Raw genomic sequence first — 12,934 nt, 5'->3', positions numbered from 1 at the left:
AGTTCCCATGTACAACCTCGCCGTGATGCTGGAGGACAGCGCTCGCGCCGTCCCCGACCGTGCCGCCGTCGTCCTGGGCGAGCAGCGGCTCAGTTACGCCGAACTGGACACCGAGGCACGCCGGGTGGCCGGCCTGCTGCGGGCCCGCGGCATCCGGCCGGGCGACAAGGTCGCCCTGTCCTGCCCCAACCTGCCGTGGTTCCCGATCGTCTACTACGGCATCCTCAAGGCCGGTGCCGTGGTCGTCCCGCTCAACGTGCTGCTCAAGGGCCGCGAGATCGCCTACCATCTGGCCGACTCCGGGGCCAAGGCCTACTTCTGCTTCGAGGGCTCCGCCGAACTGCCCCTCGGACAGGAAGGATTCTCCGGCTTCGAGCAGACCCCGGGCTGCGAGCACTTCTTCCTGATAATGGCCGACGCCGCGAGCTCCGAATCGCCCGTCCCCGGCGCCGAGTCGCTCGGCGCGGCGCTCGCCGACCAGCGCGGCGACGTCGACACCGTACCCACCGAGGCCGACGACACCGCCGTCATCCTCTACACCTCCGGCACCACCGGCCGCCCCAAGGGCGCCGAGCTCAGCCACGCCAACATGGCGTTCAACGCCCTGGCCTGCCACAAGCTCTTCGGCGAGGCCGAGCACGACGTCCATCTCGTCACGCTGCCGCTCTTCCACTCCTTCGGCCAGACCGTGCAGATGAACGCCGGACTGTCCGCCCGCGCCACCCTGGTCCTGCTGCCCCGCTTCCAGGCCGCCGACGCCCTGGCCCTCATGCGGCGCCACTCCGTCACGTTCTTCGCCGGCGTGCCCACCATGTACTGGGCCCTGCTCGGCGAGGACTCCAGCGCCGACACCGACACCGACACCGCAAGCGCCGACGCGGAGCGGATCGCCGCGCACCTGCGCACGGCCGTCTCCGGCGGCGCCGCCCTGCCGGTGGAGATCCACCGGCGCTTCGGCGAGCGGTTCGGCGTGACCGTCCGGGAGGGGTACGGCCTGTCGGAGACCAGCCCGGTCGCCACCTTCTCGCCCCGTGGCGAGGCCGTCCGCCCCGGCTCCATCGGGCGGCCGATCTGGGGAGTCGAGGTGGCCCTGATCGCCGAGGACTGGTCCCCCGTCGGGGGCCCCGACGCCGTCGGCGAGATCGCCGTCCGCGGCCACAACGTCATGAAGGGGTACCACGGCCGGCCCGACGCGACCGCCGAGGTGATCCGCGACGGCTGGTTCCGCACCGGCGACCTGGCCCGCCGGGACGCCGACGGCTGGTACTACATCGTCGACCGCGCCAAGGACCTGATCATCCGCGGCGGGTTCAACGTCTACCCGCGGGAGATCGAGGAGGTCCTGCACACCCACCCCGCGGTGAGCACGGCCGCGGTCATCGGCGTCCCGCACGAGCGGCACGGCGAGGAGATCAAGGCCTGCGTCGTACGGGCTCCCGGTGCGGCGCTCACCGAGGACGAACTCGTCGCCTGGTGCAAGGAGACCATGGCGAGCTACAAGTACCCGCGCCTGGTGGAGTTCCGCGACGCCCTGCCCACCAACGCCACCGGCAAGATCCTCAAGCGCGCGCTCCGGGACGCCCCCGCCTCGTAACCCCCCGCGTCGTCCTCCCTCGTAGCCCCCGCTTCCCGCAGACCCCACCCACCCGTCACTCCTCCGAGAGGCTCCCCTCCCATGGCCAAGGAACACTTCACCCCGCAGGAACTCGCCGACTTCAAGGCGGCCCAACGACTCGCCTACGAGGCGGTGGCGGCCGTCGAGGCGCAGCTGTACGAGGGGATCACCGAGAAGCAGGCCGCGCGGGCCGTCGAGGACTGGCTCCGGGACCACGGGGTGAAGCGCTTCTTCCACTACGGCTTCGCGTGGTTCGGGGAGCGCACCCGGTTCCGGGACTTCGCCAAGCCCAAGGGCGGCGCGCTCGGCAGCCTGCTCAACCCGAAGATGGCCCACTTCGGCAAGCAGTTCCAGCCGACCGACCGTCCCCTGCGGCACGGCGAGGCCGTCATCCTCGACGTCGGTCCGGTGGTCGGCGACATCGCCTGCGACATGGGGTACTCGTGCACGCTCGGCGGCGAGGACAGCGAGGAGTTCCACGAGGCGCGCATGGCGCTCGAGCCGCACCGCGCCCTGATCCTGGACCTGGTCAGGAGCGGCGCCACGCAGGCCCGGATCTATAGGGAGGTCGACGAACTGATCGCCGACCAGGGCTTCGAGAACATCCACAGCTACTACCCCGGCTCGGTCATCGCCCACCGGGTCGGCAAGGTCCCGGGCACCCGCCTGCCCACCTTCCGGATCAACGGCTTCAGCCCGCAGGCCCTCGCCTATCTCAGCGGCCATCTCCTCTCCTCCGCGATCCGTCCGCGCCTGAACCGGACGCCGCTGTGGAACGAGGGCTCCGACCGGCCGTGCGAGCCCGGTCTGTGGGCCGTCGAGCCGCACATCGGCAAGGGCGAGATCGGGGTGAAGTGGGAGGAGTTGTTGGTGGTCACCGAGGACGACGCCTACTGGCTGGACGACGACCTGCCGCACACGCGCTACTGGGCCCGGCACAACGCCTGATCGTCTCGCCTGCGCCGGTCCGCCGCCGCCCCCGGTGAGGGTCCGGTAACCCCCGTGCAATGAAACACGGCGGAAACTCCGGCGTAGGCAACGCGAAACGCGCGGCCGTGAGGCTCTCCCCCGACCCCGTAGGAGGAGACCGTTGATGCCCCTCGCCGCCGCACCCCGGCTCGACACCGGCGACACCGCCTGGCTGCTCGCCGCCACCGCGCTCGTACTGCTGATGACCCCGGGCCTGGCCCTGTTCTACGGGGGCATGGTCCGCACGAAGAGCGTCCTCAACATGCTGATGATGAGCTTCGTGTCCATCGCCCTGGTCACGGTGGTCTGGCTGGTCGCGGGCTACTCGCTCGCGTTCGGCGACGACGCCTTCGCCGGCCTGGTCGGGGGTCTGGGCCACCTCGGTCTGGCGGGCATCGGTCCGGGCACGCTCACCGGCACGGTGCCCACGTTCCTCTTCAGCACCTTCCAGCTCACCTTCGCGATCATCACGGCGGCGCTGATCAGCGGCGCGGTCGCGGACCGCACCAGGTTCGCGGGCTGGCTGGTCTTCGTACCGGTGTGGACGCTGCTCGTATACGTTCCGGTGGCGCACTGGGTGTGGGGTCCCGGCGGCTGGATCTCGCACTCGCTGGGCGCGCTCGACTTCGCGGGCGGGCTCGTCGTCGAGATCGCGTCGGGCGCGTCCGGTCTCGCGCTGTGTCTGGTGCTCGGCCCGCGCATCGGCTTCAAGAAGGACGCGATGCGGCCGCACAACCTGCCGATGGTGCTGCTCGGCGCGGGTCTGCTGTGGTTCGGCTGGCTCGGCTTCAACGGCGGTTCGGCGCTCGGCGCCAACGGTCTGGCCGCCGCCTCCCTCCTCAACACGCTCGTCGCCGGGTGCACCGGCCTGCTCGGCTGGCTCTTCGTCGAGCAGCGGCGCGACGGGCATCCGACCACCTTCGGCGCGGCGTCCGGCGCGGTGGCCGGGCTCGTGGCGATCACTCCGGCCTGCGGGGTCGTGGGGATGCCGGGCGCGGCCGCGGTCGGTCTGGCAGCGGGCGTCGTCTGCTCGTACGCGGTCGCCTGGAAGTTCCGCCTCGGCTACGACGACTCCCTCGACGTGGTGGGCGTGCACTTCGCCGGCGGGGTCGTCGGCACGCTGCTCATCGGCCTGTTCGCGACCCCGGTGATGACCGGTGGCGCGGCGGGGCTGTTCTACGGCGGCGGGCTCGGCCAGCTCGGCCGGCAGGCCCTCGCGGTGGTGGCCGTGGCGGCGTACACCTTCCTCGTCACGTACGGGATCGGCAAGGCGCTCGACCGGGTGATGGGGCTGCGGGCCTCCGCCGAGGAGGAGCTGACGGGACTCGACCAGACGGTGCACGCGGAGACCGCCTACGATCACGGCGTGCTCGGGCACGGCGGCGCGCCGCTGCACACGGCGTCCTCCGTCGTCTCGTCCGTCACGTCGCCCGTCGCCCCGCCCGCCAGCTCCCCCGTCAAGGACAGGAAGCCCTCCGCATGAAGCTGATCACCGCGATCGTCAAGCCGTTCCGCCTCGACGAGGTGAAGACCGCGCTCCAGGCGCTCGGCGTCCACGGGCTCACGGTCACCGAGGCCAGCGGTTACGGGCGCCAGCGCGGCCACACCGAGGTGTACCGGGGCGCCGAGTACCGGGTGGACCTGGTGCCGAAGGCCCGGATCGAGGTCGTCGTCGAGGACGCCGACGCGGAGCCCGTCATCGACGCCATCGTCCGCGCCGCCCACACGGGCAAGATCGGCGACGGCAAGGTGTGGGCGGTGCCGGTGGAGACGGTGGTCCGGGTGCGCACGGGTCAGCGGGGCCCGGACGCGCTCTGACCGGGTGCCGTGCCGGTGCCGTGTCCAGGGGGCGGCCCCGGAGCCCGCGGGCTCCGGGGCCGCCCTTCGCCGTGGCGTCAGTTCACGAACACCGCGGGGCTGCCGGCCTGGCTGGTGTCGAGGACCGGGCCGTACTTCGCGCTGAAGTAGCCGCTGCCCGGACAGGTGCCCGGGCCGCTGTACTTGGTGAAGAGCTGGTTGGAGAAGGTGAGCGAGTTGTCGGCGTTGTTCGGGGTGGCGGTGAGGCTGCCGGCCCGGTAGACGCAGGTGGACGTGCCGAGGATGGTGCTGACCTTGAGGGTGGTCTGGATCGGACCGGCGGCGCCGGCCGTGACGGTGAGGCTGCCGCCGGAGCTGACCGCCGCGTTGAACGGCAGGTTGTTGACGGTGATGCTCTGCACACCGGTGGCGCCGATGATGTTGGTGGTGCAGTTGCTCAGGGTGTGCGCGGTGACGGACTCGGTGGCGGTGCCGGGCGCGGCGGGGTTGGCGGTGGCCGTGGCGGTGAAGGCCGAGGTGTTGCAGGTGATGCCGGTGCTGCCGCCCGAGGTGGTGGCGATCCGCGCCTGGGTACCGGTGGCGAGGGAGGCCGACAGGACGTCGCCGACGGCCACGGCGGGGCCGCCGGAGCTTCCGGTGGTGAGGACCTCGCCGGCCGCGGCGGTCGCGGAGGCGGAGGCGGTCACCGCGAGCACGGCGGCGACGGCGGCACCTAAGGCAGCGGAGAGAGCACGCTTGTCCATGGGGGTTCCTTTCGCACGATGGCGGAGGGTGAGAGAGAACTCGGCGGATCGCGTGGCTGCGCGGGCCCGTGCGCACGGGGGACGTGGGCACGGGGGGAGGTACGAAGGGGCGCGCCGCGCGGGGGATCACGTCAGGCCCGTCCGCCCGGCCGTGGCGGGGCGTTGATGCGGGTGACATGGTGACGCGGCGGCGCCGTGCGGCGACGGCCACCGCCGGAACGATCCGGCGCCACGGATCTCCGGCAGCGGTGTCGCGATACGGGGTGGAGCGTAATACTCGGTGTGCGGTGCGCGGCGGCGCCGCATCCCGTCCCACGGGGGTGCGGTTCCACCGGTGTTCGCCCGGAGCACCGAGAGGAAAACCCATGAGGGTTGTAATCCTGCCGGGTATGTGACGTCAACAACCGCCGAAGGATGTGGCCGATGACGAGCGTTCGGGGCGCCGAGGAGGAACTGGTCCTGCCGGGGGCCCGCACGGGCCGCGAGCCCGAGCGCTCGCTGCGGCCCGGGCCGCGCCGGATGACGCCCGAGGAGGTGGCCTCGCGGCAGCGGGAGCGGCTGCTCGACGGGGTGGCGCGCACGGTCGCCGCCAACGGCTACACGGGCGCGCGGATCAGCGACATCTGCCGGGCCGCCGGAGTGACCCGTCCGGTCTTCTACGAGCTGTTCTCCGGCAAGGAGGACGCGGTGCTCGCGGCCTTCCGGGGCGGCACCGAGACGGTGCTGCGGGCCATGCAGCGGGCGTACGAGGAGACCGGCGGCGCGGTCGACTGGCCGGGGGCGGTACGGGGCGGGCTCGGGGTGCTCCTCGGTCTGCTCGCGCGCAATCCGGCCTTCGCCACGATGGTCGCGGAGATCGAGTCGGTGGGCCCGGCCGGGCGCCGGGCGCGCGCCGAACTCTTGGCCAGTTTTCGACTGTTCTTCGCGGACGCGCCGGCGGGTCCGCCGGGGGTGCCGCGGGGCGAGCTGGTGGACACGGTGGTGGGCGCGGTGCACGCGGCACTGCTGCGGGCGGTGGACGAGGGGCGGTTCGGGGAAGACCGGATCACGGAGGGGGCCGAACCGGCACCGGGCGAGGGACTCGGGGCGCTCCTGGACGTGCTCGTGCATGTGGTCGTGGCGCCCTTCGGATGGCCCGGCGGGACCGCGCCCTCGATTCCTGAGTGATCGTCAACAGGCATTTGTTACTGGGTAGTTGACGCGCCTTATAACGGCGCGTACGGTCCGTTTCGGTTCCCTGCGGCACCGCCGCCTCCGCACGATCCCGGGAAGACCCAGGTGGATGGGGAACCGTCCGCGCCAGGACGTCGCCGCGCTCCGTTTCCTCATCCATGTCAGGAGCAACGCATGGCCCTGTCCGAAGGCACCATCGACCCCGGCGCGAAGCCCGCACGCGCCGCCGCATCCGACAGACGGGGCGGGGTGCGCTACCGCCGCGCCGCCCTGATGGGCGTCCCCGCATTCCTCGCCGCGTCGACCCTGGTGGTGCTCACCGCCCAGGGCGCGCTCGCCGCCCAGTTCGCCATCTCCGGCATGCCGTTCGTGGTCTCCGCGGACTCCCTGGAGGGCACCGGATTCGGGCAGTTCGGCGCGCTCGACAACATGGCCGAGGGCAGCCCCAACGCGGGCGACACCGGCGGCCAGGTCCTGGTCATCGTGACCGCGATCCGCGAGGCGAAGCTGACCAACCTGTGCCAGAGCGTGGAGCTCGGCGGCACCTATCTGCACATCACCGCCGGCAACAAGGGCACCCCGGTCAAGGCCTCCGGGCTGACCACCGACTCGACCGACATCACCGGCAAGCTCGCCGACTTCGACAACATCGAGATCGGCGGCGACGCCAGCACCTTCGAGAAGCCGCCGGTCAAGGGCCCGCTCGGCTCTTTCGGGCAGCAGGCGGACACGGTCCGGCTGAATGATCTGCGGCAGACCAACTACGCCACCACGGCGGTCCGCTTCACCCTGCCCGACCTGCACATGAACTTCAGCTCGGAGGGCTGCTGACCATGGCACCGGGCACGGACGAGGCCGTCGCCGAGGCCCCCGGGACCCCGAGCGGCGAGCCGGCCGGCAGCCGCCGCCGGCATCCCTGGCGGGCCTTCCGGCGCTGGCGGCACCGGCGGCCCTTCGGGGCCGGCCTCGCCCTGGCGCTCGGCGGCGCGGAGATCCTGCTGACCCAGCGGGCCAGCATCTCGGTGGTCCTCGCCGCCGGCGCCGACAGCCTGGCGGGCTATGTGCTGCCGATCGTGATGACGGTCTGCGGACTGCTCATCGTGTTCAACCCCCGCCAGCGGCTTTTCTATTCGGTGATCGGCGTGCTCGCCTCGCTGGCCAGCTGGGTCACGTCCAACCTGGGCGGCTTCTTCGTCGGCATGCTGCTCGGCCTCGTCGGCAGCTCGCTGGCCTTCGGCTGGCTCCCGGACCGGCCCCGGCGCCGCCGGTGGCTGCGCCGGAGCCGTACCCGTACGGAGGCGGTGCAGGCGGAGTAGTACGGCGGCAGGTACCCACAAATAAGTGGGTACTTGTCGCCCCTCCGCCCCCGGGAGAGGCTGAGCACGACCGAGGGAACGGACCGAAGGAAGAACGAAGGGACGAACGAAGGAACCACCGCACCACCAGAAGCCGCAGAAATATCAGGACGGTACGACGTGCTCCGCGACCAGCCGGTCGATCCGGCGGTGGCCCCACGCGGCAACCGGGGCGAGCGCCACCGAGAGCGCGCGACCCTCCTCGGTCAGCGAGTAGACGGTCTTCGGCGGCACCACGTCATGCACCTCACGGTGCACCAGCTCGTCGGACTCCATCTCGCGCAGCGCCTGGGTCAGCACCTTCTCGCTGATGTCCGGGATCTTCCGGCGCAGTTCGCCGGGCCGGTGCGGGCCGGCCTCCAGGAGCCACAGCAGCAGGGTCTTCCACTTGCCGTCGATCACCGCGACGGCCGCGGTCACTCCGCACACGTCGGTGTCCCTGGCCCGCTTGCGCGTCATCCGTCCCGTCCTTCGTCTTCCTCTGTCATGCCCTGAACCCAGTCTTTCCTCGTTACAAGGGAGTTCCGCCATGTCTTCTTCCCCGCTGTCCGCCTCCGCCGTCACTGTTCTCGGGCTCGGCCCGATGGGCCGCGCCCTCGCCGGCGCGTTCGTCGCCGCCGGGGTGCGGACGACGGTGTGGAACCGTACGCCGGGCCGCGACCGCGAGCTTGTCGAGCGCGGCGCCGTCGGGGCGGCGAGCGCCGCCGAGGCGGTCGCCGCGAGCCCGCTGACCGTGATCTGCCTGGTCAACTACGACGCCACGGACGCGGTACTGCGCCAGGACGCGGTCACCGCGGCGCTCAAGGGGCGCACCCTGGTCAATCTGAGCGCCGACGTCCCCGAGCGGGCCCGGGACACCGGGCGCTGGGCCGGCGAGCACGGCATCGGCTATCTCGACGGCGCCATCATGACCCCGACGCCCACCATCGGCACCCCGCACGCGGTGTTCCTGCACAGCGGCCCGGAGGAGCTGCACCGCGCGCACCGTCCGGTGCTCGACGCCCTCGGCGGCACCCACAGCCACCTCGGCGAGGACGTCGGCCGGGCCGCCGCGTACGACATCGCGCTGCTCGACGTCTTCTGGACGGCGATGGCCGGCTATGTGCACGCCCTCGCGGTGGCGCGCGCGGAGGGCATCACGCCGCGCGAACTCGCCCCGTACGCCCAGGGCATCGGCGCGATCCTGCCGTCGCTGTTCGAGGAGCTGGCCGGGGATGTGCAGGACGGCGGTTTCTCCGGCGAGGGCAATCCGCTGACCTCGGCGGTCTCCACGATGGCGCACATCGTGCATGCCGCCGAGGCGCACGGCATCGACACGGGCGTGATGCGGGCGGCCGAGGGCCTGGCCCGCCGTACAGTCGCCCTCGGGCACGGCGCGGACGGCTTCTCCCGGATCGCCGAGGTCCTCGGCCGCCGCTGAGGGATCCGCTATGACCGGAGCCGCCGCAGGGCGCCCTCCGCGCGCAGGTCGGCGAGGGCCGGGTAGCCGTCCACCGCCATGATCAGATCGGTCTCGGCGAGCAGCGAGCGCAGCACGTGGACGATGCCGTCGGTGCCGTCGAGGGCGAGCCCGTAGGCGTACGGGCGGCCGACGGCGACGGCGGTGGCGCCGAGGGCGAGGGCCTTGACGACGTCGGCGCCGCTGCGGACGCCCGAGTCGAAGAGCACGGGCAGTCCGTCGGCGGCGGCGACCACGTCGGGCAGCGCGTCGAGGGCGGGCAGTCCGCCGTTGGCCTGGCGGCCGCCGTGGTTGGAGCAGTAGACGCCGTCGACGCCGCCGTCCCGGGCGCGGCGCACGTCCTCGGGGTGGCAGATGCCCTTGAGGAGGAGCGGAAGCCTGGTGAGGGACCGCAGCCAGGGCAGGTCGTCCCAGGTCAGCGGGTTGCCGAAGATGCCGGTCCACTCCAGGACGGCGGCCTGCGGGTCCTCCTCGGGCGCCTTGGCGAGCCGGGCCCGGAAGACCGGGTCGGAGGTGTAGTTGGCGAGGCAGTGGCCGCGCAGCTGGGGGAAGTTGCCGGTGGCGAGGTCGCGCGGGCGCCAGCCGGTGACCCAGGTGTCGAGGGTGACGACGATGCCGCGGTAGCCGGCCTCCTCGGCACGCCGCACCAGGCTCTCGGCGAGGGCGCGGTCGGTCGGGGTGTAGAGCTGGAAGAGGCCCGGGGTGTCGCCGAGGGAGTCGGCGACCTCCTCCAGGGGGTCGACGCTCAGGGTGGAGGCGATCATGGGGACGCCGGTACGGGCGGCGGCGCGCGCGGTGGCGAGGTCGCCGTGGCCGTCCTGGGCGCACAGGCCGATGACGCCGACCGGGGCCATGAGCAGTGGGGTGGGCAGCCGCATCCCGAACAGGTCGACGGAGAGGTCGCGTTGCGCGGCGCCGACCATCATCCGGGGCACCAGGCCCCACTGGTGGAAGGCCTCGGTGTTGGCGCGCTGGGTGCGTTCGTCGCCCGCGCCGCCGGCGACGTAGGACCGGATCGAGGGCGGGAGCGCGGCCTGGGCGCGCCGTTCGAGTTCGGCGAAGTCCATGGGGAGCTTCGGCAGGGTGCCGAAGAGTCCGTTCAGGTAGATCTCGTTCTGGTAGTCGCCGAACCGCTGGTTCATCGTGCCCTTCGCCCTTCGCCTGCCGACCGGGTCTCCCTGGGGCACGGACGCTACCGTCCGGTACGGCGGTTGGCCATGGCCCGGGACGGCGGGCCGGGACCTGTGGCGTACGGCGACTCCGTGCCGTCAGGCGGCGGCGAGGGCGAGGTCCTGGCGGACGACGATCGCGTTGAGGCGGAGCGCGAAGGGCACGGTGTCGGTCATGGCGAGCGCGCCGACCCGGGCCTTGTCGAGGCCGACGGTGACGTCGGCGCAGAAGGCGATGGCGTAGAGGTAAGCGCCGGTCTCCGCGTCCTGGAGGGCGAAGAAGAGGTCGCGGTAGTAGCGGGTGCGGTCGGGGCCCTCCTCGTAGTAGGAGAGGCCGGGCCGGCCCTCCTGCCCGGCGAGGCCGGTGAAGGCGGACACCAGCTCGCGTTCGATGGTGTCCCAGAACCCGGCCTCGGCCGCCTCGGGCGGCAGCGCCTGGCGGACGGCCTCCTTGAGGGAGAGCACCATCACCAGGACGGGCGCCTCCTCCTGGAGGCCCCAGCCGCGGACCATCCGGACGACGGTGCTGTCGGGGAGCGCCGCGGCGGCGGTGTGGATGTGCTCGAAGTCGAATTTGACGGTGGCGGGGGCGATCGCGTCCTGGAAGGCGCGGGCCAGGCCCTCGGCCTGGGCGCGGTGGGCGGCGCCCACCTCGATGACGGTCTTGAAGCTGGCGGCCAAGACTTCTCCTTAAACAATCTGTTGATCAAGGCGGCGTCAGTATGCCGCAGGGGTGGTGTACGGGCGGGCGCGGGGCCGACAGGTGGACGGCCGGGCGCCCGACGGCTGACGGCCGGGTCGGCCGATCGGTTGACCCGGGTGGGGCGGGAGCGGACGGAGCATGGGTGGCGGGGGCGGACCTGCCGCCCGTCACCCCGTCCGCCCGTCCGCCGCCTGTCCGTCCGCCCGTGCCCCTGGGAGCCCGCCGATGAACCGATCCCGCGCCCTCGCCGTGCTCGCCGCCTCCGTCGCGCTGCTCGCCGGCTGCGCGCGGGGCGGCGGCGAGCCCGCCCGGTCCGCCGCCCCCGCCATCACGGCTCCCACCACGACGGCCCCGGTCCCGGCCCCCGCCACGGGCGGCACCCCGCCCGGCACCCTGCTCGTCGCCGACTTCGGTGCGGACACCGTGAGCTTCGTCGACCCGGCCCGGGGCGCCTTCGCCGCGGTCGAGGTCGGCACCGCCCCGTACGGCCTGGCCGTCGGCGCGGACGGGCGGGCCTGGGTCGCCACCGCCGAGGGCGTCGCCGTCGTGGACACCGAGTCCCGCACGCGCCTCGCGCTCATCCCGTACCGCACCGCGAGCGGCCCGGCGACCACCGGCGAGTACCGGGGCGGCGGCATGGGCATCGCGCTCTCCCCCGACGGGCGCCGGGTGTACGTCGGCGTCAACGTGCCCGGCGGCAACGGCACCCTGGAGGTCGTCGACACCGCGTCCCTGAAGGTCGTCGACCGTGTCCCGGTCGGCCGGCGCCCGTTCGACGTGGACGTGTCGCGCGACGGCTCCGAGGTGTACGCGACGAACCACGACTCCTTCGACGTGACCGTGGTGCGGGCCGACGACCTGACCACCCGGCGGATCGAGGTGGCGCCGTACGGCACGGAGGGCGGCCTCGGTTCCTGGCTGAAGCCGCACTACGCGGCCGTACGCCCGTCGGACGGGCGGCTGCTGCTGCCGTTCGAGGGCGAACGCCTGGTGGTGGTCGACCCGCGCACCGGCCGCTCCGAGATCCAGAAGATGACCGCCAACACCCACCAGCACGGCACCACGATCACCCCCGACGGCACCCTGCTCACCGTCGGCACCGGCCCCATCGACCCGGCCACCGACCGCGGCCCCTCCCTCACCGTCCGCGCCCCCGACGGCACCGAGCGGGTCTTCCCGCTGGACGGCCCGCACGAGGACGTTGCGGTGTCGAAGGACGGCCGCACCGCGTACGTCACGGGCGGCTTCACCCGCGACGGCTCCTGGGACGGCCTCACGGTCGTCGACCTGCGGACCGGCGCGACCCACCGCCTGCCGGCCGGCTCGCGCCCGCTGGGCATCGCCGTCCTGTGACGTCCCGCGGGAGGGGGCTGTCAGTGGCCTGGTGTTGGGTGGGGGCGTACGTGTACGTCCCCGGCCGAGGAGTCCGATGAGCATCGCCGACCGCAACGCCACCCCGCCGCCCGCCCACGCCTCGCTCGGCGCGGGCGTCGTCGTGACCGACCCGGAGGGCCGGGTGCTGCTCGGGCTGCACCACTCCGGGGTGTGGGAGCTGCCGGGCGGGAAGGTGGAGCCGGGCGAGTCCCTGGAGGCGGCGGCGGTCCGTGAACTCGCCGAGGAGACCGGCCTGGTGGCCGACCCCGCCGACGTCTCCGTGCTCGGTCTGATCCTCGACACCGCGAGCTTCGCCGCACTGACCTGCGTGACGGCGGCGACGGCGGTCCGCGCCCACACCGGCACCCCGACGGTCACCGAACCGGACAAGATCGCCCGCTGGTCCTGGTTCCCCCCGACCGGCCTGCCCGCCCCGCTCTTCCACCCCTCGGCGCAGACCCTCGCCTTCGCCTATCCCGAACTCCCGCTCGCGCAGGGTTCGTTCCACCGCTACCCGATGGCGCCGGCCGCGGGGCGCTGACATCATGGCGTCGGG

Annotated in this window: 14 protein-coding genes; 10 read left to right on the top strand and 4 right to left on the bottom strand. The window is 72.9% G+C overall.

Translation table 11 applies throughout. The features are described 5' to 3' along the window. Positions 1-7 precede the first annotated feature (7 nt). The 4 genes from JAO84_RS33770 (at position 8) to JAO84_RS33755 (ending at position 4,402) form a co-directional block, all read left to right on the top strand. Positions 8-1,594 (top strand): long-chain fatty acid--CoA ligase, encoded by a 1,587-nt coding sequence (locus tag JAO84_RS33770; RefSeq protein ID WP_370416258.1) that lies wholly within the window; start codon positions 8-10, stop codon positions 1,592-1,594. Positions 1,595-1,675: 81 nt separating this feature from the next. Next, the gene (locus tag JAO84_RS33765) at positions 1,676-2,563 is read left to right on the top strand and encodes a M24 family metallopeptidase (RefSeq protein ID WP_370416257.1); all 888 of its coding nucleotides are present in this window, start codon (positions 1,676-1,678) and stop codon (positions 2,561-2,563) included. A 145-nt stretch (positions 2,564-2,708) separates the two neighbouring features. Beyond that, positions 2,709-4,067 carry an ammonium transporter gene (locus tag JAO84_RS33760; protein ID WP_370416256.1) on the top strand — a complete coding sequence of 453 codons (1,359 nt, stop codon included), beginning with the start codon at positions 2,709-2,711 and terminating at the stop codon, positions 4,065-4,067. Continuing rightward, positions 4,064-4,402 (top strand): P-II family nitrogen regulator, encoded by a 339-nt coding sequence (locus JAO84_RS33755; protein WP_265863578.1) that lies wholly within the window; start codon positions 4,064-4,066, stop codon positions 4,400-4,402. Before JAO84_RS33760 ends, JAO84_RS33755 begins: the two co-directional genes overlap by 4 nt. 77 nt (positions 4,403-4,479) lie before the next feature. Here the strand turns inward: JAO84_RS33755 and JAO84_RS33750 are convergent, their stop codons facing one another. After that, complete coding sequence (locus JAO84_RS33750) at positions 4,480-5,145, bottom strand: Tat pathway signal sequence domain protein (protein ID WP_265863579.1); 666 nt, start codon at positions 5,143-5,145, stop codon at positions 4,480-4,482. Positions 5,146-5,568: 423 nt separating this feature from the next. Here JAO84_RS33750 and JAO84_RS33745 point away from each other — a divergent pair, with 423 nt between their 5' ends. The 3 genes from JAO84_RS33745 (at position 5,569) to JAO84_RS33735 (ending at position 7,634) form a co-directional block, all read left to right on the top strand. After that, a complete protein-coding gene (locus JAO84_RS33745; protein ID WP_370416255.1) occupies positions 5,569-6,312 on the top strand; it encodes a TetR/AcrR family transcriptional regulator in 744 nt (247 codons plus the stop codon). Positions 6,313-6,492: 180 nt separating this feature from the next. Beyond that, a complete protein-coding gene (locus JAO84_RS33740) occupies positions 6,493-7,149 on the top strand; it encodes a DUF6230 family protein (protein WP_370416254.1) in 657 nt (218 codons plus the stop codon). A gap of 2 nt (positions 7,150-7,151) precedes the next feature. Then, complete coding sequence (locus JAO84_RS33735; RefSeq protein ID WP_370416253.1) at positions 7,152-7,634, top strand: DUF6114 domain-containing protein; 483 nt, start codon at positions 7,152-7,154, stop codon at positions 7,632-7,634. 144 nt (positions 7,635-7,778) lie between these two features. Here JAO84_RS33735 and JAO84_RS33730 read toward each other — a convergent pair whose 3' ends face one another. Next, on the bottom strand, positions 7,779-8,132 hold the full coding sequence (locus tag JAO84_RS33730; protein WP_370416252.1) for a winged helix-turn-helix transcriptional regulator: 354 nt from the start codon (positions 8,130-8,132) through the stop codon (positions 7,779-7,781). A 70-nt stretch (positions 8,133-8,202) separates the two neighbouring features. Between JAO84_RS33730 and JAO84_RS33725 the strand changes: the two genes are divergently transcribed. After that, complete coding sequence (locus JAO84_RS33725) at positions 8,203-9,093, top strand: NAD(P)-dependent oxidoreductase (RefSeq protein WP_370416251.1); 891 nt, start codon at positions 8,203-8,205, stop codon at positions 9,091-9,093. A gap of 8 nt (positions 9,094-9,101) precedes the next feature. Here JAO84_RS33725 and JAO84_RS33720 read toward each other — a convergent pair whose 3' ends face one another. Both JAO84_RS33720 and JAO84_RS33715 read right to left on the bottom strand, forming a co-directional pair. Continuing rightward, positions 9,102-10,274 (bottom strand): alpha-hydroxy-acid oxidizing protein, encoded by a 1,173-nt coding sequence (locus JAO84_RS33720; protein WP_370416250.1) that lies wholly within the window; start codon positions 10,272-10,274, stop codon positions 9,102-9,104. Positions 10,275-10,400: 126 nt separating this feature from the next. Beyond that, a complete protein-coding gene (locus tag JAO84_RS33715; protein ID WP_370416249.1) occupies positions 10,401-10,982 on the bottom strand; it encodes a Type-2Aa cytolytic delta-endotoxin in 582 nt (193 codons plus the stop codon). A 247-nt stretch (positions 10,983-11,229) separates the two neighbouring features. Here JAO84_RS33715 and JAO84_RS33710 point away from each other — a divergent pair, with 247 nt between their 5' ends. Further along, positions 11,230-12,357 (top strand): beta-propeller fold lactonase family protein, encoded by a 1,128-nt coding sequence (locus JAO84_RS33710; protein WP_370416248.1) that lies wholly within the window; start codon positions 11,230-11,232, stop codon positions 12,355-12,357. Positions 12,358-12,433: 76 nt separating this feature from the next. Further along, on the top strand, positions 12,434-12,919 hold the full coding sequence (locus JAO84_RS33705) for an NUDIX hydrolase (RefSeq protein ID WP_370416247.1): 486 nt from the start codon (positions 12,434-12,436) through the stop codon (positions 12,917-12,919). Positions 12,920-12,934 lie beyond the last annotated feature (15 nt).

It is taken from the genome of Streptomyces fradiae (genome assembly GCF_041270065.1).
GTDB lineage: Bacteria > Actinomycetota > Actinomycetes > Streptomycetales > Streptomycetaceae > Streptomyces.
The sequence above is the reverse complement of the archived record's forward strand: the minus strand, read 5'-3'. Positions and strand labels throughout refer to the sequence as shown.